General features: G+C 65.2%; 19 protein-coding genes and 1 tRNA gene. 4 read left to right on the forward strand and 16 right to left on the reverse strand.

The annotated features are described in order from the left end of the window. The 16 genes from B0920_RS24555 to petA all read right to left on the reverse strand — a co-directional run bounded on the left by B0920_RS24555 (position 1) and on the right by petA (position 15,775). Positions 1-963, reverse strand: coding sequence for a glucokinase (locus tag B0920_RS24555; RefSeq protein WP_078035313.1), 963 nt, complete (start codon positions 961-963; stop codon positions 1-3). After that, on the reverse strand, positions 960-3,455 hold the full coding sequence (locus B0920_RS24560) for a glycoside hydrolase family 3 protein (RefSeq protein ID WP_078035314.1): 2,496 nt from the start codon (positions 3,453-3,455) through the stop codon (positions 960-962). The genes B0920_RS24555 and B0920_RS24560 overlap by 4 nt, the downstream gene beginning before the upstream one ends. A gap of 37 nt (positions 3,456-3,492) precedes the next feature. Then, the gene (locus B0920_RS24565) at positions 3,493-4,857 is read right to left on the reverse strand and encodes a GH1 family beta-glucosidase (RefSeq protein ID WP_078035315.1); all 1,365 of its coding nucleotides are present in this window, start codon (positions 4,855-4,857) and stop codon (positions 3,493-3,495) included. Positions 4,858-4,960: 103 nt separating this feature from the next. After that, entirely contained in the window at positions 4,961-5,992 is a 1,032-nt protein-coding gene (locus B0920_RS24570; RefSeq protein ID WP_078035316.1) for a LacI family DNA-binding transcriptional regulator, read from the reverse strand. A gap of 61 nt (positions 5,993-6,053) precedes the next feature. Continuing rightward, entirely contained in the window at positions 6,054-7,103 is a 1,050-nt protein-coding gene (locus tag B0920_RS24575; protein WP_078035317.1) for an ABC transporter ATP-binding protein, read from the reverse strand. A gap of 4 nt (positions 7,104-7,107) precedes the next feature. Next, the gene (locus B0920_RS24580) at positions 7,108-7,980 is read right to left on the reverse strand and encodes a carbohydrate ABC transporter permease (RefSeq protein WP_229456856.1); all 873 of its coding nucleotides are present in this window, start codon (positions 7,978-7,980) and stop codon (positions 7,108-7,110) included. Between the two features lie 20 nt (positions 7,981-8,000). Beyond that, positions 8,001-8,906 carry a carbohydrate ABC transporter permease gene (locus tag B0920_RS24585; RefSeq protein ID WP_078035318.1) on the reverse strand — a complete coding sequence of 302 codons (906 nt, stop codon included), beginning with the start codon at positions 8,904-8,906 and terminating at the stop codon, positions 8,001-8,003. A gap of 4 nt (positions 8,907-8,910) precedes the next feature. Next, positions 8,911-10,152, reverse strand: coding sequence for an ABC transporter substrate-binding protein (locus tag B0920_RS24590; RefSeq protein ID WP_078035319.1), 1,242 nt, complete (start codon positions 10,150-10,152; stop codon positions 8,911-8,913). A 213-nt stretch (positions 10,153-10,365) separates the two neighbouring features. Next, positions 10,366-10,908: a hypothetical protein gene (locus tag B0920_RS24595; RefSeq protein WP_078035320.1), complete on the reverse strand. Its 543-nt coding sequence runs from the start codon at positions 10,906-10,908 to the stop codon at positions 10,366-10,368. Further along, positions 10,905-11,351: a L,D-transpeptidase gene (locus B0920_RS24600; protein WP_078035321.1), complete on the reverse strand. Its 447-nt coding sequence runs from the start codon at positions 11,349-11,351 to the stop codon at positions 10,905-10,907. Before B0920_RS24600 ends, B0920_RS24595 begins: the two co-directional genes overlap by 4 nt. 173 nt (positions 11,352-11,524) lie before the next feature. Further along, a tRNA-Thr gene (locus tag B0920_RS24605) sits at positions 11,525-11,600 on the reverse strand. A 37-nt stretch (positions 11,601-11,637) separates the two neighbouring features. Beyond that, positions 11,638-12,123 (reverse strand): ClpXP protease specificity-enhancing factor, encoded by a 486-nt coding sequence (locus B0920_RS24610; RefSeq protein ID WP_078035322.1) that lies wholly within the window; start codon positions 12,121-12,123, stop codon positions 11,638-11,640. 121 nt (positions 12,124-12,244) lie between these two features. Further along, a complete protein-coding gene (locus tag B0920_RS24615; protein WP_026354566.1) occupies positions 12,245-12,856 on the reverse strand; it encodes a glutathione S-transferase N-terminal domain-containing protein in 612 nt (203 codons plus the stop codon). Between the two features lie 98 nt (positions 12,857-12,954). Next, the gene (locus B0920_RS24620) at positions 12,955-13,716 is read right to left on the reverse strand and encodes a cytochrome c1 (protein WP_078035323.1); all 762 of its coding nucleotides are present in this window, start codon (positions 13,714-13,716) and stop codon (positions 12,955-12,957) included. A gap of 27 nt (positions 13,717-13,743) precedes the next feature. Then, on the reverse strand, positions 13,744-15,159 hold the full coding sequence (locus B0920_RS24625; protein WP_078035324.1) for a cytochrome b N-terminal domain-containing protein: 1,416 nt from the start codon (positions 15,157-15,159) through the stop codon (positions 13,744-13,746). A 1-nt stretch (position 15,160) separates the two neighbouring features. Next, entirely contained in the window at positions 15,161-15,775 is a 615-nt protein-coding gene (gene petA, locus B0920_RS24630; protein WP_078035325.1) for a ubiquinol-cytochrome c reductase iron-sulfur subunit, read from the reverse strand. A gap of 225 nt (positions 15,776-16,000) precedes the next feature. Between petA and mscL the strand changes: the two genes are divergently transcribed. From mscL to B0920_RS24650, 4 genes are read left to right on the forward strand one after another with little or no spacing between them, the layout of a single operon-like run. Continuing rightward, the gene (gene mscL / locus B0920_RS24635) at positions 16,001-16,423 is read left to right on the forward strand and encodes a large conductance mechanosensitive channel protein MscL (protein ID WP_078035326.1); all 423 of its coding nucleotides are present in this window, start codon (positions 16,001-16,003) and stop codon (positions 16,421-16,423) included. 1 nt (position 16,424) lies between these two features. Continuing rightward, the gene (locus tag B0920_RS24640) at positions 16,425-17,615 is read left to right on the forward strand and encodes a Do family serine endopeptidase (RefSeq protein WP_179119286.1); all 1,191 of its coding nucleotides are present in this window, start codon (positions 16,425-16,427) and stop codon (positions 17,613-17,615) included. 25 nt (positions 17,616-17,640) lie between these two features. Beyond that, positions 17,641-18,330: a DUF2461 domain-containing protein gene (locus tag B0920_RS24645; protein WP_078035327.1), complete on the forward strand. Its 690-nt coding sequence runs from the start codon at positions 17,641-17,643 to the stop codon at positions 18,328-18,330. Positions 18,331-18,352: 22 nt separating this feature from the next. Further along, complete coding sequence (locus tag B0920_RS24650) at positions 18,353-18,727, forward strand: cupin domain-containing protein (protein ID WP_078035328.1); 375 nt, start codon at positions 18,353-18,355, stop codon at positions 18,725-18,727. Positions 18,728-19,051 lie beyond the last annotated feature (324 nt).

A 19,051-nucleotide genomic window follows, 5' to 3' on the forward strand; every position in this document is an offset into this window, starting at 1 on the left:
TTATGGGTGGGTCGCGAGGTGGTCGGCAAGCATAGCAGACACGCCGCGCAGCGCCGGGTACTGTTCGGTGATCAGGTAGGTCGGGATGCGCGCGAGGTAGGGACTGAGCCGCCCCTTGTCCTCGAAGCGCGCGCGGAAGGCCGAGTTGGTAAACAGCTGGCCGAGGCGCGGCACGATGCCGCCGCCGATGTACATGCCGCCGGTGGCGCCCAAGGTCAGCGCCACGTTGCCGGCCACGCTGCCCAGCACTGCGCAAAAGATTTCCACGGTGCCGGCGCAGTCCTGCGAGGAGCCGTCGAGGGCCGCGCCCGTGATCTCGGGCGCGCCGATGCGCTTGCCGGTGCGCGCCCAGTGGATCAGCTCCAGTCCCATGCCCGAAAGCAGGCGCTCGGCCGAGACGTGGCCGAATTCGCCCCACAGGGCTTCCAGGATCGCCACTTCCTCGCGGTTGGCGGGCGAGAAGCTGACGTGGCCGCCTTCGCCGGCCAGGGCGATCCAGCGCTTCCCGGCCGGGATCACGCCCGACACGCCCAGGCCGGTGCCCGGGCCGATCAGGCCGATAGGGCGCCCCGGCAGCTCGACCCCGCCGCCGATGCGCTGGCGGCCGTCCTCGAGCAGGTGAGGCAGGGACATCGCCAGCGCGGCGAAGTCGTTCACCACCAGCAGCGTGGCCAGCCCCTGTTCCTGGCGCAGGCCCTCGATCGAGAAGCTCCAGTGGTGGTTGGTCATCTTGACCTCGTCGCCCTCGACCGGGTTGGCGATGGCGATCGCCGCGTGGCGCACCGTTTCCACCGCCAGGCCGCGCGAGCGGGCATTGGCGAGGTAGGCGCGCATGGCCTCGCCCAGGCTCGGGTAGTCGGCGCAGGCCAGCACCTCGACGTCGGCGAGGCCCAGGCCCGACTCCAGCGCGAAGCGGGCGTTGGTGCCGCCGACGTCGGCCAGCAGGCGCAGTTCCTGACTCATCGCAGTTCCTCGCAGCGCACCGCATCCGGCTCGGCGGCGCCGCCGCCGGCGATCTCGATGTTGGTAAAGGCGGCGGCGAAGACGCCCTCGCTGGTGATGCTGAACGGGGTGTCGACCTTGGCCAGGTCCAGTCCCTTGGCCTGGAAGCAGGCCAGCGGAATCTTGACGGTCTGCTTGCCCTTGCCGGCCAGGCGCTTGAACAGGGCGGTGGCGTCCACGCTGGCGCCCTGCATCGCCATGCTCACCCTGGCGGCGGGGGCTGCCTGGACGATGGTGTCGAAGCGCAGCGCCGCGTTGTTGGCCGCGGCCGGCGGCAGCACCATGGCGCGCGCGCCGCGCGCTTCCACCGTGGCAGGACCGGTCCAGGTCAGCAGCTTGGCGTCCTGCTGGGTGTTCACCTGCGAGGTGGTGGCGGTGATGCCCGGCAACGAGAAGCTGGCGTTGAGGTCCGCGCCCAGCACCGTGGTTTGGGTCCCGCTCCTGATCGCCAGCGGGAAGCTGGCGCGGTCGGCCTGGCTGAAGATCGGGAAGCTGCTGCTGACGCCGCAGCCGCCGGCCGGGATGCTCTCGTCCAGCTTGCCCAGGCGCGAGCGGGTCGCCTTCTTCAGGCCATAGCCGTAGGCGAACAGCGGCGCATAGTCCTTGTCGCCCACGTTCAGGCGGGTCTGGCAGGCCGACTTGGGCCAGGAGAAGGGCAGCTTGCCGCTGAAGTCGTAGGTCTTGCCGCCGGCGACCAGCAGGTCGGACACGCCCTTGCCCTCGGAGCCCGGCAGCCAGGCCGCGATGAAGGTGCTGGACAGGTTGAGCAGGTCGTTGGCGTACAGCGGACGGCCCGAGACCATCACGGTGATCACCGGTTTGCCCTTGTTGGCGACCGCCTGCAGCACGGCCAGGTCTTCCGGATAGCGGCTGCTGTGGCGCAGGGTGCCGGACAGGCCGATGTCGCCGTCGCCTTCGGCGTAGGGGCGCTCGCCGATCACCGCGATCACGGCGTCGAACATCGAGACGTCGACGCCCTTGGCGTCCAGGCTGTAGCTGACGTTGGTCGCGCCGGCCGCTTCGCGGATGCCGGCCAGGATGGTGTCGGCATTGCGGAAGTCGGCATTGGTGTTGGCCGTGCCCTGCCAGGTCAGCGACCAGCCGCCCGACTGGTTCGAGAGGTCGTCGGCGCTCTTGCCGACCACCAGGATCTTGCTGCCGCGCGCCAGCGGCAGCGCCGGGCCTTCGTTCTTGAGCAGCACCAGCGATTCGCGCACCGCCTGGCGCGCCAGCGCGCGCGCCTGCATCGACTCCTCCTTGCCGGCGTGGGCGTTCTGGGCCGGGCTCTTGTCGAACAGGCCGGCGCGCAGCTTGACCCGGATGATGCGGCTGACGGCGTCGTCGATGCGCGCCATCGGGATCTCGCCGCTCTCCACCTGCTTGATGGTGTTGGCGATGAAGGCCTTCCAGTCGTCCGGCACCATGATCATGTCGATGCCGGCGTTGATCGCCTGGGCGCAGCTGTCGTTGCGGCAGCCCGGGATCTCGCCGATGCCGTTCCAGTCGCTGACCACGAAGCCGTCGAAGCCCATCTTCTCCTTCAGGATGCCGGTCAGCGCCGCCTTGCTGCCGTGAAGCTTGCCGTGTTCGGTGCCGCTGGCGGTGTCGGTCCAGCTGTTGAAGGAGGCCATCACGGTCTGGGCGCCGGCCTGCAGCGCGGTCAGGTAGCCCTGGCCGTGGATGCCCAGCAGCTCGGCCTCGCTGACCTTGGTCACGCCGCGGTCCTTGCCGTTCTCGGTGCCGCCATCGCCGATGAAGTGCTTGGCGGTGGCGACCGTGTTGGCGTCGTCCTTGAAGGCGCCCTGCATGCCGCGCACGTATTCGCCGGCATAGCTCTTCACCACCTGCGGGTCTTCGGCATAGCTCTCGTAGGTGCGGCCCCAGCGGTCGTCGCGGACGACGGCCAGGGTCGGGCCGAACACCCAGGCGATGCCGGTGGCGCGCACCGCCTTGGCGGTGGCCGCGCCGATCTCGCGCACCAGCTTGGGATTGCGCGCCGCGCCCAGGCCGATGTTGTGCGGGAAGAGGGTGGCGCCCGGCACGTTGTTGTGGCCGTGGACCGCGTCCGTGCCCCAGATCACCGGCACCTTGACCGCCATGTCGGTCTTCATCGAGGCCTCGTGGTAGGCCTGGGCCAGCGCCAGCCAGTCCTTGGCGCTCGCATGCTTGTTGTTGTTCGGCCAGCTGCCGCCGCCATTGAGCACCGAGCCGAGGTAGTAGCGGCTCACGTCCTCCGGGGTGGCGGTCTTGATCTCGGGCTGGGTCATCTGGCCGATCTTCTGGGCCAGGGTCATCTTGGCGACGATCTCGGCGACGCGCTTCTCGATCGCGTCGTCTTTCTTGATCGCGCTGCTGATCTTCGGCCAGTCGGCCGCCGGCGCGGCCTGCGACAGTGCGGGCAGGGCGAAGGCCAGCGCGATCGCCAGCGCGGAGGAACGGAGCTTGGGTGTCATGGGTGTCTCGCTGTGTTGTTGTCTGTTCTGGTGTTCGTCATTCGGGGCGCAGGAAGGAGCGGTACCACTGGCCGCTGCTCTTCAGGATGCGCTTCTGGGTCTCGTAGTCGATGTAGGTCAGGCCGAAGCGGCGCTGGTAGCCCTCGGCCCATTCGAAGTTGTCGAGCAGGCTCCAGGCGAAATAGCCCTTGACCGGCACGCCGTCGGCGATGGCCGACTTGAGCGTGGCCAGGTGGCGCATCAGATAGTGGCGGCGGCCGACGTCGTCGACCTGGCCGTCCGGGCCCAGGGTGTCTTCGTAGCAGGAGCCGTTCTCGGTGATGTAGATCGGACCCGGGTGGTAGTCCTTCTCGATGCGCAGCAGCAGTTCGGCCAAGCCCTGTGGCGAGACTTCCCAGCCCATGGCAGTGGTTTCGACCTCGCCAGGGGGCAACACCTTCGCGTCCAGCGGCGGGTGGCCGGCTTCGTGGGCGATGGTCTCGGGGAAGTAGTAGTTCACGCCCAGGAAGTCGGTCTTGACCGCGATGGCGTCCAGGTCGCCCGGCAGGACGGTGGGGGCGGCGTCGCCGATGATGTCGAGGAGCGCCTGCGGATAGCCGCGGCCGTGCAGCGGGTCGAGGAACCAGCGGTAGCGCAGGTTGTCGTGGCGCTCCATGGCGGCCAGGTCTTCCGGCTTGCTGCTGGCGGCGCGCAGCGGGTGCAGGCTGAGGGCGATGCCGACCTTGGCGTCCGGTACGTTGGCGCGGATCAGGGGCACGGCCTTGCCGTGCGAGAGCAGCACGTGGTGGGCCACCTGCAGCGCAGTGCCGAAGTCGGTATTGCCCGGCGCGTGCCAGCCCTCGAAATTGCCGATGATGGCGGTGCACCAAGGTTCGTTGTGGGTGATCCAGTGCTTGACGCGGTCGCCCAGGGTGCGGGTCATGGCGTCCGCGAACTCGAGGAAGGCGTCGACGGTGGAGCGCTCGGCCCAGCCGCCGCGGTCCTGCAGGTATTGCGGCAGGTCCCAGTGATACAGGGTGGCCCAGGGCTGCAGGCCGCGCTCCAGCATGCCGTCCACCAGGCGCGAGTAGAAGTCCAGGCCTTTCTGGTTGGGCTTCCCGCCCAACTCGCCGAAGATGCGCGGCCAGGCGATCGAGAAGCGGTAGGCGTTCAGGCCCAGTTCGCGCCCGAGGTCGAAGTCTTCCGGCCAGCGGTGGTAGTGGTCGCAGGCGACCGAGCCGTTGGAGCCGTCCTTGATCTTGCCCGGGGTGGCGGCGAAACGGTCCCAGATGGATTCGACACGACCGTCAACGGCGCCGGCGCCCTCGATCTGGTAGGACGAAGTGGCGCAGCCCCACAGGAAGTCGGGGGCGAAGTCGCTGCGCGCTGGCGCGTGAGGCTCGGGGCGGGTGGCAGTGGTCATGATCTCGCTTCAGGTTAACGGCGTTGTTCGGACATTCTAATGGAAAGCTTTCCAATTCGGTGCTAAAAAAAAGGGCCGGCGTGCGGCCACAGGGCTCAGGGGCTCATTTTTTCCGGCTCCGCGTGCCGCCCGGAGCCTGCGCCAGCGAGGCGCGCAGGGTGACGCTGACCGGGAAGGTGCGCGACACCGGGCGTTGCAGGTCGTAGCAGCGGTTCAGCAACATGTTCAGGCCGTTGAGCGTCATTTCGCGCCAGGGCATGTGCACGGAGGTCAGGCGCGGCGCCGAGAAGGCCGCGCTTTCGGTGTCGTCGTAGCCGATCACCGACAGGTCGCGCGGCACGCTGATGCCGGCCTCCTGGAAATAGGACAGGGCGCCGACCGCCATCTCGTCGTTGGCGCAGAACAGGGCGCTGCACTTGGTGCCCGATTCGATCAGGGCCTTGGCCGCGGACCAGCCGCCGGCCGGCGAGAAGTCGCTCTCGACGATCCAGATCTTGGCGGTGTCGATGCCCTCCGCCGCCAGTTCGTGCATGAAGCCGTCGATACGGGCCACGTTGTCGGCCAGCGCGCTGGGGCCGGCGATGACGGCGATGTCGCGGTGCTTGTAGTCCAGCAGGGTGCGCGCGGCCAGCCGTCCGCCCAGGGTATGGTCGACGGTGAAGCACTGCTCGGGAATGGCGTCGAAGGCGTGGTTCAGGGCCACCAGCTGGTGGCGCTTGGCGCCGAGCGAGGCGATGTCTTCCTCGAGCAGGGCGCTGGTCATCATGATCAGGCCGTCGCAGCCGCGTTCGATCAGGAATTCGATGCCTTCCATCGCCTGGCGCCGGGCGTCGCCCAGGCCGACGCCGAAGGCCACCACCATGTGCAGGCCGGCGGCGCGCAGCTCGGTGTCGATGATCTGCAGGATGGGCGTGTAGAAGGTGCCGCTCAGGGCCGGGATGTAGACACCGATCATGCGGCTGGTGCCGGACAGCAGGGCGCGCGCGGCGTGCGAAGGCCGGAAGCCCAGCTCGTCGATCGCCTTGCGCACGCGCTCCAGCGTGGCCGGGGACACCGAACCCTTGCCGCTGACCACCCGCGAGGCGGTGCCGAGGCCCACGCCGGCGAGACGCGCTACATCCTTGATTGTCGCCACAGAACGATCCCTGACTAGTTATTTTACGAACACTGAAGCATACACCATGCGTACCGCGTCTTTACAAGCGGCGGCCGCTGGCAGGGTCGAACAGCGAGACCCGCGCCGCATCGATCGCGAAGCGCACCGATTGGCCGGACGCCATCGGCTGCGGCTCGTGCACCATGCACGAGAGCGCGTGGCCGCCGCAGTCCAGCCACACCACCTGGTGATTCCCCATCGGCTCGACCAGGGTGATGCGGCCTTCCAGCGGGCCGTCGGGGCGGATGTGCAGGTGTTCCGGGCGCGCCCCGAGGACGGCCGCGCCGGGCAGCACGCTGCCGTCGGCCAGCGGCAGGGACAGCGCGCCGGCGCCGAAGCGCCCGTGCACGTCGACCTCGCCCTCGATGAAGTTCATCGACGGCGAGCCGAGGAAGCCGGCGACGAAGCGGTTGGCCGGACGGTCGTAGACCTCGCAGGGCGTGCCGATCTGCTGGATGCGGCCGCCCTGCATCACCACGATGCGGGTGGCCAGGGTCATCGCCTCGGCCTGGTCGTGGGTCACGTAGATCATGGTCGAGCCGAGCGTCTGGTGCAGCATCTTGAGCTCGCGCCGCAGCTCGGTGCGCAGCTTGGCGTCAAGGTTCGAGAGCGGCTCGTCGAACAGGTAGACGCCGGCCTCGCGTACCAGGGCGCGGCCGATCGCCACGCGCTGGCGCTGGCCGCCCGACAGCTGGGCCGGTTTGCGGTCGAGCAGGGCGTCGAGCTGGAGCATCTCGGCGGCGCGGCGCACGCGGCGCTGGATTTCCGGCTTCGGCGTGCCCGAGATGCGCAGGCCGAAGGACATGTTCTTCTCGACCGTCATGGTCGGGTAGAGCGCATAGGACTGGAACACCATGCCGATCCCGCGTTCGCTCGGGTCGGCGTAGCTCATGTCGCGCCCGCCGATCTCGATGGAGCCGCCGGACAGGTCGATCAGGCCGGCGATGCTGTGCAGGAGCGTGGACTTGCCGCAGCCCGAAGGCCCGAGCAGCACCAGGAATTCGCCCGGCTCCACCTGCAGGTCGAGGTCGCGGATGATCTCGTTGCTGTCGCGGGTGATGCACAGTTTGCGCAAATGGACGTTCGACATGCGTTCAGCCTTTCACGGCGCCGGCGGCGATGCCGCGCACGAACCAGCGCCCGGAGAAGAAGTAAATCGCCAGCGGCACCGCCGCCGTCAGGATGGTGGCCGCCATGTTCACGTTGTACAGGCGCACGCCGGTGGTGGTGTTGATCACGTTGTTGAGCTGGACCGTCATCGGCGCGTTGTCGCGGCCGGCGAACACCAGGCCCAGGATGTAGTCGTTCCACACGCCGGTGATCTGCATGATCGCCGCCACCACGATGATGGGCAGGGACATCGGCAGCATCACCTGGGCGAAGATGCGCCAGAAGCCGCCGCCGTCGATGCGCGCGGCCTGGAACAGCTCGTGCGGCACCGAGGCGTAGTAGTTGCGGAACAGGAGGGTCATGACCGGCATGCCGAAGATGCAGTGCACCAGCACGATGGCGGGCAGGGAGCCGAACAGGCCGGCCTTGGCCATCATCCAGACCAGCGGGTAGATCATCACCTGCACCGGGATGAAGGCGCCGGCCATCAGGACGCCGAACAGCAGGTTGGCGAAGCGGGGGCGCCAGAACGAGAGCGCATAGCCGTTGATGGCGCCGATCAGGATCGGCAGGATGGTGCTGGGCACCGTGATCGCGACCGAGTTCCAGAAGCCGACGCTGACCTGGTCCCAGGCGTTGCGCCAGGGGTCGAGCGTGAACTGGGCCGGCAGGGCCAGCACGCTGCCCATCCGGATCTCGTCCATCGGCTTGAAAGAGGTGGTGATCATCGCATACAGCGGCAGCAGGAAGAACAGCGCGGCGCTGAACAGGAAGGCGTAGACGCCGATGCGCGCGGCGTTGAGGCGCTTGCGGCGCGGCGCGGCGCAGGTAGCGGAGGGCGGGACGGCGGCGGCCATGGCCGGGGCGGTCGGGTGGCTCATGCGTGTCCTTTCTGGCGCGGACGCTTGCCGAAGCCGCGGCTGCGCGCATAGGCATAGGGCGCCAGCACGGCCAGCACCGGAATCAGGAGCATCACTGCGCCGGCCGAGGCTAGGCCGACGTTCGAGCGCAGGAACAGGTGGTCCATGATGAACTTGGCCGGCACCTCGCTGGCGATGCCCGGTCCGCCCTGGGTCATGGCGACCACGGCGTCGTAGAGCTTGACCACGGCGGTGGACAGCAGCAGGAACACGGTGGCGATGGTGGGGCCGAGCATGGGCAGCACGATGGAGACGTAGACGCGCCAGGCCGGGATGCCGTCCAGGCGCGCGGCCTTCCAGATCTCGGGGTCGATGCCGCGCAGGCCGGCCAGCATCAGGGCCATCACCAGGCCCGAAGCCTGCCACACGGTGGCGATGACGACGGCGTAGATCGCCATGTCCTGGTCGATGATCCACTCGAAGCGGAAGCTCGAGAAGCCGAAGCTCTGCACCGTGGCCTCGATGCCGCTGCCGGGGGTGAGCAGCCATTGCCACACCAGGCCGGTGGCGATGAAGGACATCGCATACGGGTAGAGGAAGACGGTGCGCAGCAGGCCTTCGCCGCGCACGTTCTGGTCGATGAAGACGGCGAGCAGGAAGCCGATCACCATGCAGGCGATGATGAACAGGACGCCGTAGACTGCGAGATTGTTCAGCGAGAGCATCCAGCGCTCGTTGTCGAACAGGCGCACGTACTGGGCCAGGCCGATCCACTTCTCGGACGGGAAGGTGCGCGAGGCGGTCAGCGAGGTGCGGAAAGTCCACAGGGCCGCGCCGATGTAGGCGACCAGCACCGTCAGCGCCATCGGCAGCAGGGCGGCGTGGGGCGTGAAGCGGTTCAGGCTGAAGGGGCGGGCGAGCATGGCGTCAGTATTTGAGGGCGTTGGCGATGCTTCTCTGAACCTTCTCGACCGGCAGGTTCATGTTCCAGTAGGCGGTGAGGATGTCCTGCAGCGCGCCGTTCTGGTCCGGGGTCAGGTAAACCTCGGTCACGCCGAGCTGGCGCGAGCGGTCCTTGATGATCTCGATGCCCTTCTGGGCGCAGATGTCCAGCTCCGCCGCATTGATGTCGGTACGGACCGGGATCGAGCCTTTCAGCTTGCTGAAGGTGACCTGCAGGTTGGGTTGGGCGACCACACCGGCCAGCAGGTTCTGGGCTTTCACCGCGGCCGGGTCGTCCGTGCGCGGGAAAACGAAGACGTCGCCCTGGATCAGGTAGGGGCTGGCCGGGCCGAAGCCGGCGATGCAGCCGTAGTGCACGCCCGGCTGCTGGCGCGCGTTGGTGAATTCTCCTTTGGCCCAGTCGCCCATCACCTGGAAGCCGGCCTTGCCGCTGATGACCATGGCGGTGGCGTCGTTCCAGTTGCGGCCCGGGGAGTTCGGGTCGACGTAGGATTTCAGGCGCTTGAAGGTCTGCAGGATCTGGCGGAAGGCGGGCGAATTCATGGTCGCCTGGTCGCGGTCGCGCAGCACCTTCAGGTACATCTCGCGGCCGCCGATATTGGCCAGCACCGCCGAGAACAGCAGGGTCTCCTGCCAGGACTGGCCGCCGTGGGCGAGGGGGATGATGCCGGCGGCCTTCAGCTTGTCGAGGGCGGCGAAGAATTCAGGGATGGTCGCTGGTTCCCTGGTGATGCCGGCTTTCTGGAAGGCGGCCTTCGAGTACCAGAACCAGGTCTGCATGTGGATGTTCAGCGGCACCGCGTAGTAGTGGCCCTGCACCTTGATCACATCGATGATCGGTTGGGGCAGGATCTGGTCCCAGTTGTGGGCCTGGGCGACGCTGTCGACGTTGTTGAGCATGTTCTGCTCGATGACGTCGAGGAATTGCTTGGAGGTGTTGAACTGGGCTGCGGTGGGCGGGTTGCCGCCGACGATGCGGTTGATGGTGACGGCGCGGGACTGGTCGCCGCCGGCGATCGCGGTGTCGATCCACACGCCGCCGGCGTTGCGGTAGGCGTGGGCGACCTGCTTGACGGCGGCGGATTCGCCGCCGGAGGTCCACCAGTGGATGACTTCCGCCTTCGGCACGGCTGCCTGGGCGGCGTGCGCGGATGCGGCGGCGCACAGCCAGGCGCAGGCTGCAGCCAGAATGCGTACTGTGACCATCGTGTCTCCGTTGTCCGCCCTTGTTTTATTGGCACGTTTGGAAACGTTCCCATAGGCTTCGCCCGACTATAGCATCGGGGTAGATGGCGGTCAAACAAATGTTGCAATTTGGGATTCTGGCACAGTTTTCGCGGTAGTTCGACTGTTTTTGCTGGAAGGATACGTTGTTGACGACTTAACTCGGAATGGTGGCGGTGTGTTGCAAATCTGTCCTTACACTGGCCCATGCTCAGTGCATGGACTCTGCAATCGCTCGAAGGTCGCGTAGCTGACATCGATCTCTGCGCGGGTGTCTCCGTATAGCAGGGCGGTGCGCTTCAAATCCCGCGACGTGTAGAACACCATGCTGATCGGGCCCTCTCTCGTCAGGCGGTCGACGATGTCGACTTTGCCTATCTGAAGGGGAAAATCCGTCGCAAGCTGTTCCGGGGTAAGCAGCCGATGAGCGGAGATGGAAAACAATGTGCGGACCGAGTTGATCAGATTTTTCGAGGAGCGGCATTCCTGACTCGGCTGCCCATCGATGGGCCTGACGGCGATGTCGAATCCCTCATCCGTGTGCAAGGATCGCAATGTGACGTCTACCACGCTGTTCTTGAATATGAGTGTTTCGACTTCTGCAGGCAGCACCGCAATCACGGGCTCTTTAGGAAGCGCCCTGAGCTCCCCGCTCGGCCGGAAATACAGGTAAGCGCCTGTTGCGGCAGTCAGTACGAGGAGGCCGATCTGCCAGGATCGGGTAATTGCATGCTTCATACGACCGTCACCTGTGTGCCAATTGGCGCCCATTCGTAGAGCGCACGTGCGTCGGTTTCCGACAAGCGGACGCATCCATGGGAGCCAAACCAGGCGCTGACTCTACTGCGCAGGGTGCGTAGTACCGATAAGGGGGCGGGGCCGTGGTATTGATGAAGCGCCTTGACCGGGGGCCGCCGAGGCTCGCGGATGAAGAACATGGCGTAGTTCATCTGTACGTCGTATGCACGGCTACGGTAGGGATGATGTTTGCGAAGGATGCGGAAGCTTCCCCGATCTGTCGGGTGATCATCGTCACCGCTCACACACTCGAACTGATGAACTTTGGCGTCGTCTTCGTAGGTCTCCACCGTCTGCTTGGCGAGGTCGACCTTGATGCGCTTGGTTTTTGGTTTTGCGGCCGGCCGAGCGCTAACGGGTCTGGGTGAGGGTTGGGTTGCCATACGGTCTCCACAGTGAGCATCGTGGAGAGATTGGCAGTGGAAGCGTGGCGGGGTCTTGAGAGGGATCAGGGTCTTGTGCCGACCGCGCATGATCGACAATATGCGCACTACATAGCCCGCCCCGGAAAGCAAAAAGCCCAACCGATATGGGTTGGGCTAGTGCAAGATCAAACTGGTGCCGGCTGCAGGACTCGAACCCGCCACCTGATGATTACAAATCAACTGCTCTACCTGATGAGCTAAGCCGGCTGCGATCAATGTGATCGTTAGGGCGAGGATTATACCTTTATTTGATACGCGTCAACGTCGGCCGTCCGCCTTTTTTCGGCGGATCATTGTCATCATCCGGCGCCGTCGTAGCCGGCTCAGCGGGCGACGCACTCGCATTCTCGCCGTTCGGCACCGCCGACAGGGACGGCGCCCCCGACGATTCCGCCGGCGCCGGCATCTCCGCCGCCGTGACGTTCACCTCGAAGGCCATCCCCTGTCCATTCTCGTTGGCGTAAATCGCCAGCACGTTGTGCACAGGAATATAGATCTCGCGCGACACGCCATTGAAGCGCGCCCGGAAGTGGATGGCGTCATTGTCCATCTTCAGCCCCGAGGTCGCCCCGTAGCTGATGTTGAGGATGATCTCGCCCTTGCGTACGTATTCCATCGGCACCGTGGTCGCGGCGTCGACCTTGACCGCGAGGTAAGGCGTGTAGCCGCTGTCGGTGCACCATTCGTAGATGGCGCGCAGCAAGTAGGGTTTGGTGGAGATCTCAGCCATGGTGGTGTTAACAAATACCTGGGTATGTACACGCCAGTGTACCGGATTCGTCCCACGGACGTCCCGAAAAACCGGCGTGCACGTATAGCGCGGAGACCGGGCGGCCTCCGCGGCAACGCTATCAGCGGCGCATCACCTTCTCGGACGGGGTCAGCGCTTCGATGTAGGCCGGACGCGAGAAGATACGCTCGGCGTACTTCATCAGCGGCGCAGCGGTCTTCGACAGCTCGATGCCATAGTGGTCCAGACGCCACAGCAGCGGAGCGATCGCGACGTCCAGCATCGAGAACTCGTCGCCCAGCATGTACTTGTTCTTCAGGAACAGCGGGGCCAGGGTGGTCAGGCGGTCGCGGATTTCCGAACGGGCCTTGTCGTGGCTCTTGTCGTTGGTCTTGTTGCGCTCGCTTTCCAGCGTGTGCACGTGGACGAACAGTTCCTTCTCGAAGTTGAACAGCATCAGGCGCGCACGGGCGCGCATCAGCGGGTCGGCCGGCATCAGCTGCGGGTGCGGGAAGCGCTCGTCGATGTACTCGTTGATGATGTTCGATTCGTACAGGATCAGTTCGCGTTCGACCAGGATCGGCACCTGGCCATACGGATTCATGGTCGAGATGTCTTCCGGCTTGTTGAACAGGTCGACGTCGCGTACCTCGAAGTCCATGCCCTTTTCGAACAGGACGAGGCGGCAGCGTTGGGAGAACGGGCAGGTGGTGCCGGAGTAGAGAACCATCATGGTTTATAGTTCCTTAAGAAACAAAGGGGTGAAGCGCCAAGCGACTCACCCCGAAAAATGATTGCCCGTATTATAGCCAACCGGGCAATGAAAGCGAATTACTTCACTTCTTTCCAGTACGACGCCTTCAAGCGCCAGGTCAGGAAAGCGAAGCCCGCCAGGAACAAGAGCACGATCACGCCCAGGCGCTTGCGCTGGTTCTGGGCCGGTTCGGCCATCCAGCTCAGGTAGGCGACCAGGTCGGCAGTGGCGGCGTCGAAGTCCTGGGCGCTCAGGGTGCCCGGGCTGACCTGCTCGAAGCCGGCGAAGGCGTGCACCACCTTGCTCGGGTCATGCGGATCCTTCTGGTCCTCGAACTTGGCGGCGCGGACGCCCTGCAGCTGCCACATCACGTGCGGCATGGCCACGTTCGGCACCACCATGTTGTTCCAGCCGGTCGGACGGGTGTCGTCCTTGTAGAAGGTGCGCAGGTAGGTGTACAGGTAGTCCGCGCCCGAACCGGCCGGCGAGGACTTGGCGCGCGCGATCACCGACAGGTCCGGCGGCACCGCGCCGAACCAGGCCTTGGCGTCGTCCGGGCGCATCGCGGTCGTCATCATGCCGCCCACCTTGTCCTGGGTGAACAGCAGATTGTTCTTGATCTGCTCTTCCGACAGGCCCAGGTCGCGCAGGCGGTTATAACGCATCGCGGACGCCGAGTGGCAATTCAGGCAATAGTTGACGAACAGCTTGGCGCCGTTCTGGAGCGAGGCCAGGTCGTGGCGCTCCGGCGCGCGGTCCAGCGGGAAAGTGCCTTCCGCGGCGAATACCAGTCCCGGCACCAGGGCCAGGACCGCCATCATTTTCTTCGCAAATTTCATGTGATGTCCTTGTGCTCTTGATGTCGATCAGTGCGCCGCATAGGTCAGGCGGCTGGGCACCGGCTTGAAGGCGCCCATGGTGCTCCACCAGGGCATCAGCAGGAAGAACGCAAAGTAGGCCAGGGTGCACACTTGCGAGATGATCGTGAAGGCCGGGGTCGGCAGCTGGGTGCCGAGGTAGCCGAGGGTCACGAACACCAGCGCGAACAGCGCGTACAGGTAGCTGTGCCAGGTCGGACGGTAGCGCAGCGACTTGGCCGGCGAGTGGTCCAGCCAGGGCAGGAAGGCCAGGATCACGACCGAGGAACCGAACAGCACCACGCCCCAGAACTTGGCTTCCAGCACTTGCGGCAGCATGCCGATGATCAGGACCAGGCCGATCACGGCGATCGCCACCTTGGTGCGATAAGCCAGGCGCGACTTGAGCCAGATGAACACGACATAGGCGGCGATACCGGCCATCAGCACGTACATGAAGTCCGCGGTGGTGGCGCGCAGCACCGAGTAGAAGGGCGTGAAGTACCAGGTCGGCGCGATGTGCGGCGGGGTCTTCATCGAGTCGGCCGGCAGGAAGTTGTTGTATTCCAGGAAGTAGCCGCCCATCTCAGGCGCGAAGAAGACCACGGCCGAGAACAGGAACAGGAAGACCGACACGCCGTAGATGTCCTTCACGGTGTAGTAGGGGTGCGAAGGGATGGCGTCGACCGGGTGGCCGTCCGGACCCAGGTTTTCCTTGACTTCGATGCCGTCCGGATTGTTCGAGCCGACTTCGTGCAGCGCGATCAGGTGGGCGGCCACCAGGCCCAGCAGCACCAGCGGCAGGGCGATGACGTGGAAGGCGAAGAAGCGGTTCAGGGTCGCATCCGACACCACGTAGTCGCCGCGGATCCACAGCGACAGGTCGGGGCCGATCACGGGAATCGCACCGAACAGGTTGACGATCACCTGGGCGCCCCAGTAGGACATCTGGCCCCAGGGCAGCAGGTAGCCGAAGAAGGCCTCGGCCATCAGGCACAGGAAGATCGCGAAGCCGAACAGCCAGACCAGCTCGCGCGGCTTGCGGTAGGAGCCGTACATCAGGGCGCGCGCCATGTGCAGGTAGACCACGATGAAGAAGGCCGAGGCGCCGGTGGAGTGCATGTAGCGCACCAGCCAGCCCCAGGGGACTTCACGCATGATGTATTCGACCGAGCCGAAAGCCAGGTTGGCGTCCGGCTTGTAGTGCATCGTGAGGAAGATGCCGGTCACGATCTGGAGCACCAGTACCAGCATGGCCAGCGAGCCGAACAGGTACCAGGTGTTGAAGTTCTTCGGAGCGTAGTACTTGCCCCACTGGTCGTTCCACAGCTTCGAGAGCGGGAAACGGTCGTCGACCCAGGCCAGGGCCTTGTGGCCGGCCGGTGCGTCCGCAGGGAGCTTGGTCTCTTTGAATGCGCCTGCCATCTTATGCCTCGCCTTTCTCGTCTTTGCCGATGATCAGCCTGTTGTCCGACAGGTACATGTACGGCGGAACGTCCATGTTGGTCGGGGCCGGCTTGTTCTGGAACACGCGGGCCGACAGGTCGAAGGTGGAGCCGTGGCAGGGGCAGAGGAAGCCGCCCGGCCAGTCGTCCGGCAGGTTGGGCTGGGGGCCGGCGGTGGTGCGCGAGGAGGGCGAGCAGCCCAGGTGCGAGCAGATGCCGACGGTGACGAGGACTTCCTTGTGCTCGGCGCGCGAGCGGTGCGAATTCTTGGCGTATTCCGGCATCGGCAGCTGGAAGATCTTGTCCGAATTCGGGTCGGCCAGCTGGCCTTCCACCTTGGTCAGGGTGGCCATCATTTCCGGCGTGCGGCGCAGGATCCAGACCGGCTTGCCGCGCCATTCGACCACTTTCATTTCACCCGGCTTGACGTCGGAGATATCGACCTCGACCGGGGCACCCGCCGCTTTGGCGCGTTCGGATGGCTGGAAGGTGCTGACCAGGGCTCCCGCCGTGGAGACACCAACGACGCCGCCTGCCGCACATGTGGCGACCAGTAAGCCGCGTCGGCCTGGATCGACCTGCTTTTCATTACTCATACCAACCCCACTCCGTGAAAATACGAACTTCAGAATTAATAAAGAGCTTCCAGCAACACAAAATTATATGTGAATGGCAATACCGAATGGAAAAAAATTATCAAGGGTGCACGGGCAGCCGAAACGGACGTGCCAGTCCGGCTTCCGGCGGAGGTGACATCCGTACGTAAACCGCTTGCGGTATGATGCACTGGCTTGATTCAATAACAAGACGGGAGAACCACTATGGCGATGATGGAAGAGTTTAAGAAATTTGCGATGCGAGGCAACGTGGTCGACCTGGCGGTCGGCGTGATCATCGGCGGCGCCTTCGGCAAGATCGTCGATTCGCTGGTCCAGGACATCATCATGCCGCCGATCGGGAAACTGTTCGGTGGCCTCGATTTCGCGAGTTATTACATTCCTCTCAATGGTCAAGCCTATAACTTACCACTGGCGGAGGCCAAGAAGGCAGGTGCAGTGTTGGCATATGGTAACTTCCTGACTATATTGCTCAACTTTATTTTGCTGGCTTTCGTTATCTTCCAGATGGTGAAGATCATCAACCGCCTGCGTGGTCCGGCCCCGGAAGAGAAGCCTGCGCCACTGGCGACCCCGGAAGACATCATCCTGTTGCGCGAGATCCGCGACTCCCTGAAGCGACCATGACGTGAAAGACGGCAGCCTCCACGACACCCGGCCGGCCGGCGGCCTCAAGCGCCTCTGGCTGCTGTTCGCCCAGCTCGTCACGGTGCTGCTGGCGGTGTACTTCGTCGTGGCCGCCGTCCGCCCGGACTGGCTGCACGGCCGTCCCGAACCGGTGCGGGTGGGCGGCCCCGGCAAATCCGTGCCCATGCTGCAGGCCCCGCCGGCCGTGCCCGGCGGCAGTTACCGCGACGCGGCGGCCAAGGCCATGCCGGCGGTGGTCAATATCTTCACCAGCAAGGCCACGCGCCAGACCCATCCGCTGCTGCGCGACCCCTTCTTTCGCCGCTTCTTCGGCGACCGCGCGCCGCCCGAGGAGCAGCTGGCCAGCCTCGGCTCGGGCGTGATCGTCAGTGCCGAGGGCTATATCCTGACCAATAACCACGTCGTGGAAGGTGCGGACGCCATCGAAGTTGGACTGGCGGACGGCCGCAGAAGTGCCGCGCGCATCGTGGGCACCGACCCGGAAACCGACTTGGCCGTGATCCGCATCAGCGCGCGTGAGCTGCCGGTGATGGTGCTGGGCGACCCCGAGCAGGCCCGCGTGGGCGACGTGGTGCTGGCCATCGGCAACCCCTTCGGCGTGGGCCAGACCGTCACCCTGGGCATCATCTCGGCCCTGGGGCGCAACAACCTGCACATCAACCACTTCGAGAACTTCATCCAGACCGACGCCGCGATCAACTTCGGCAACTCGGGCGGCGCCTTGGTCGACACCGACGGCAACCTGCTGGGCATTAATTCGGCGATTTATTCGCAGACCGGTGGCTCGGTCGGGATCGGCTTCGCGATTCCGGTCACCACGGCCAAGACCGTGCTCGACTCCATCGTCAAGCACGGCCAGGTGGTGCGCGGCTGGATCGGCATCGAATCCCAGGACATCACGCCCGAGCTGGCCGACAGCTTCGGCCTGGCGCGCTCGAGCGGCGCGATCATCGCCGGCGTGGTGCGCGGCGGACCGGCCGACCGGGCCGGCATCCAGCCCGGCGACATTTTGGTGGCGGTCGGCCCCAAGCCGGTGGCCTCCACCTCCGACATGCTCAACCTGATCGCCCAGCTCGAGCCGGGCAGCAAGGCCGAGCTGACCATCCTGCGCAAGAGCCGCGAGGCCAAGCTCGCCGTCAAGGTGGGCCGCCGCCCGCGCCAGATTCCCTGAACCCTTTTTTTTACCTGCACCATCCATGCACCTGCGCGACCTGACGCAATACCTGAGCGAACTGAGCGACAACAACAACCGCCCCTGGTTCCTGTGGAACAAGCCCCGTTACGACATCCTGCGCGCCGAATTCCTGGGCGTTGTCGAGGAACTGATACGCCAGATGGCGAAGTTCGACCCCAAGGTGGCCGCCTGCAATCCGAAGAAGGCGGTGTTCCGCTTCCAGCGCGACACCCGCTTCGCCAAGGACAAGACGCCGTATAAAACCCATTTCGCGGCCGGCATCGCGCCGGGCGACAAGCGCAAGCCGAGCGATGGCGCCGGCCCGACCTATTACTTCCACATCGAGGCCAATGGCAAGCTGCTGTTCGGCGCGGGCGAATACCTGCCGCCGGCGCCGCGCCTGAAGGCGATCCGCGAGCACGTCGTCAACGATGCGCCGGGATTCACTAAAATGTTGAAGAATAAGCATCTCCGGGCCACCTATGGCGATTTGCGTCATGACGAGGGCAAGCTCCAGCGTCCGCCGAAGGGTTTCGATCCGGACCATCCGCTGATCGATTACCTCAAGCTCAAGAGCTATTTCGTGTGGACCGAGCTGGAACTGGACCTGAACGCGCCGGAAAAACTGGTTCCGCAGCTGGCCGGCGCCTTCAAGGACGCGCTGGCGCTGGTGACCTGGCTGCGCGGCGTGCCGGAGAATTTCGATGAATGAGTCAGCAAGCTAGGAGGGCGACATGGCATTGCAACGAGCGGTATCGGGAGAGCGGATCGTATTGCAGCGCGGAGACGACGACATCGCCCATTTCACCTCGGTCGCGCTGGTGAAGACCGAGCGCATGGAACTGATCCGCCTGGTGGTGCCGAAGGAGCGTCCGGTGCCGGAGCACAGGGTGGAAGGGGAGGTGACCATCCAGTGCCTGGAGGGCGAGCTGGTGGTCGATGCGCACGGCAGGGCGACGGTGCTCAAGCCGAACGAGATGGTGTACCTGGCCGGGGGCGAGCCGCATACGATACGCGCCAACAAGGATGCGGTGGGGCTCATGACCATCATCATGGGGCCGGTGCGGACCGGTGGGCCGACCAATGATCCGCGGGGATCGGCGTCCTGATCGTGCGTCAGCGCTGATCGCAAGCGCTAACTGGTCGCTGCGAAACTTGGGTTCCCGCCTGCGCGGGAACGACGTGCTTAAGCAGCGGTCCAGAAAAATTTCTGTGGCATGCGCCTCATGAACGTCGTTCCCACGCAGGCGGGAACGACGTGCTGAAGCAGCGAGTCAGAACCGATATTGTGGCCCGCAGCCCCTAAACGTCGTTCCCGCGCAGGCGGGAACCCAAGTTTGCGAGAACAGCTGCAAACCCAAGCAGCAAGCTCAGGCCAACTCCACCCTCGGATCCCGCGCCAGCAACTTGGCCGCCATCTCCGGCGCAGCCAC

Source organism: Massilia sp. KIM, from assembly GCF_002007115.1.
In the GTDB taxonomy this organism is placed as follows: Bacteria; Pseudomonadota; Gammaproteobacteria; order Burkholderiales; family Burkholderiaceae_D; genus Telluria.

Bases quoted from the DNA above. Each gene is read 5' to 3' on its own strand.
- B0920_RS24620 (WP_078035323.1), bottom strand. From the start codon at position 13,716: ATGAAATTTGCGAAGAAAATGATGGCGGTCCTGGCCCTGGTGCCGGGA.
- B0920_RS24625 (WP_078035324.1), bottom strand. From the start codon at position 15,159: ATGGCAGGCGCATTCAAAGAGACCAAGCTCCCTGCGGACGCACCGGCC.
- B0920_RS24650 (WP_078035328.1), top strand. From the start codon at position 18,353: ATGGCATTGCAACGAGCGGTATCGGGAGAGCGGATCGTATTGCAGCGC.
- B0920_RS24555 (WP_078035313.1), bottom strand. From the start codon at position 963: ATGAGTCAGGAACTGCGCCTGCTGGCCGACGTCGGCGGCACCAACGCC.
- B0920_RS24645 (WP_078035327.1), top strand. From the start codon at position 17,641: ATGCACCTGCGCGACCTGACGCAATACCTGAGCGAACTGAGCGACAAC.
- petA (WP_078035325.1), bottom strand. From the start codon at position 15,775: ATGAGTAATGAAAAGCAGGTCGATCCAGGCCGACGCGGCTTACTGGTC.
- B0920_RS24580 (WP_229456856.1), bottom strand. From the start codon at position 7,980: ATGGCCGCCGCCGTCCCGCCCTCCGCTACCTGCGCCGCGCCGCGCCGC.
- B0920_RS24610 (WP_078035322.1), bottom strand. From the start codon at position 12,123: ATGGCTGAGATCTCCACCAAACCCTACTTGCTGCGCGCCATCTACGAA.
- B0920_RS24590 (WP_078035319.1), bottom strand. From the start codon at position 10,152: ATGGTCACAGTACGCATTCTGGCTGCAGCCTGCGCCTGGCTGTGCGCC.
- B0920_RS24565 (WP_078035315.1), bottom strand. From the start codon at position 4,857: ATGACCACTGCCACCCGCCCCGAGCCTCACGCGCCAGCGCGCAGCGAC.
- B0920_RS24600 (WP_078035321.1), bottom strand. From the start codon at position 11,351: ATGGCAACCCAACCCTCACCCAGACCCGTTAGCGCTCGGCCGGCCGCA.
- B0920_RS24560 (WP_078035314.1), bottom strand. From the start codon at position 3,455: ATGACACCCAAGCTCCGTTCCTCCGCGCTGGCGATCGCGCTGGCCTTC.
- B0920_RS24575 (WP_078035317.1), bottom strand. From the start codon at position 7,103: ATGTCGAACGTCCATTTGCGCAAACTGTGCATCACCCGCGACAGCAAC.
- B0920_RS24595 (WP_078035320.1), bottom strand. From the start codon at position 10,908: ATGAAGCATGCAATTACCCGATCCTGGCAGATCGGCCTCCTCGTACTG.
- B0920_RS24615 (WP_026354566.1), bottom strand. From the start codon at position 12,856: ATGATGGTTCTCTACTCCGGCACCACCTGCCCGTTCTCCCAACGCTGC.
- mscL (WP_078035326.1), top strand. From the start codon at position 16,001: ATGGCGATGATGGAAGAGTTTAAGAAATTTGCGATGCGAGGCAACGTG.
- B0920_RS24585 (WP_078035318.1), bottom strand. From the start codon at position 8,906: ATGCTCGCCCGCCCCTTCAGCCTGAACCGCTTCACGCCCCACGCCGCC.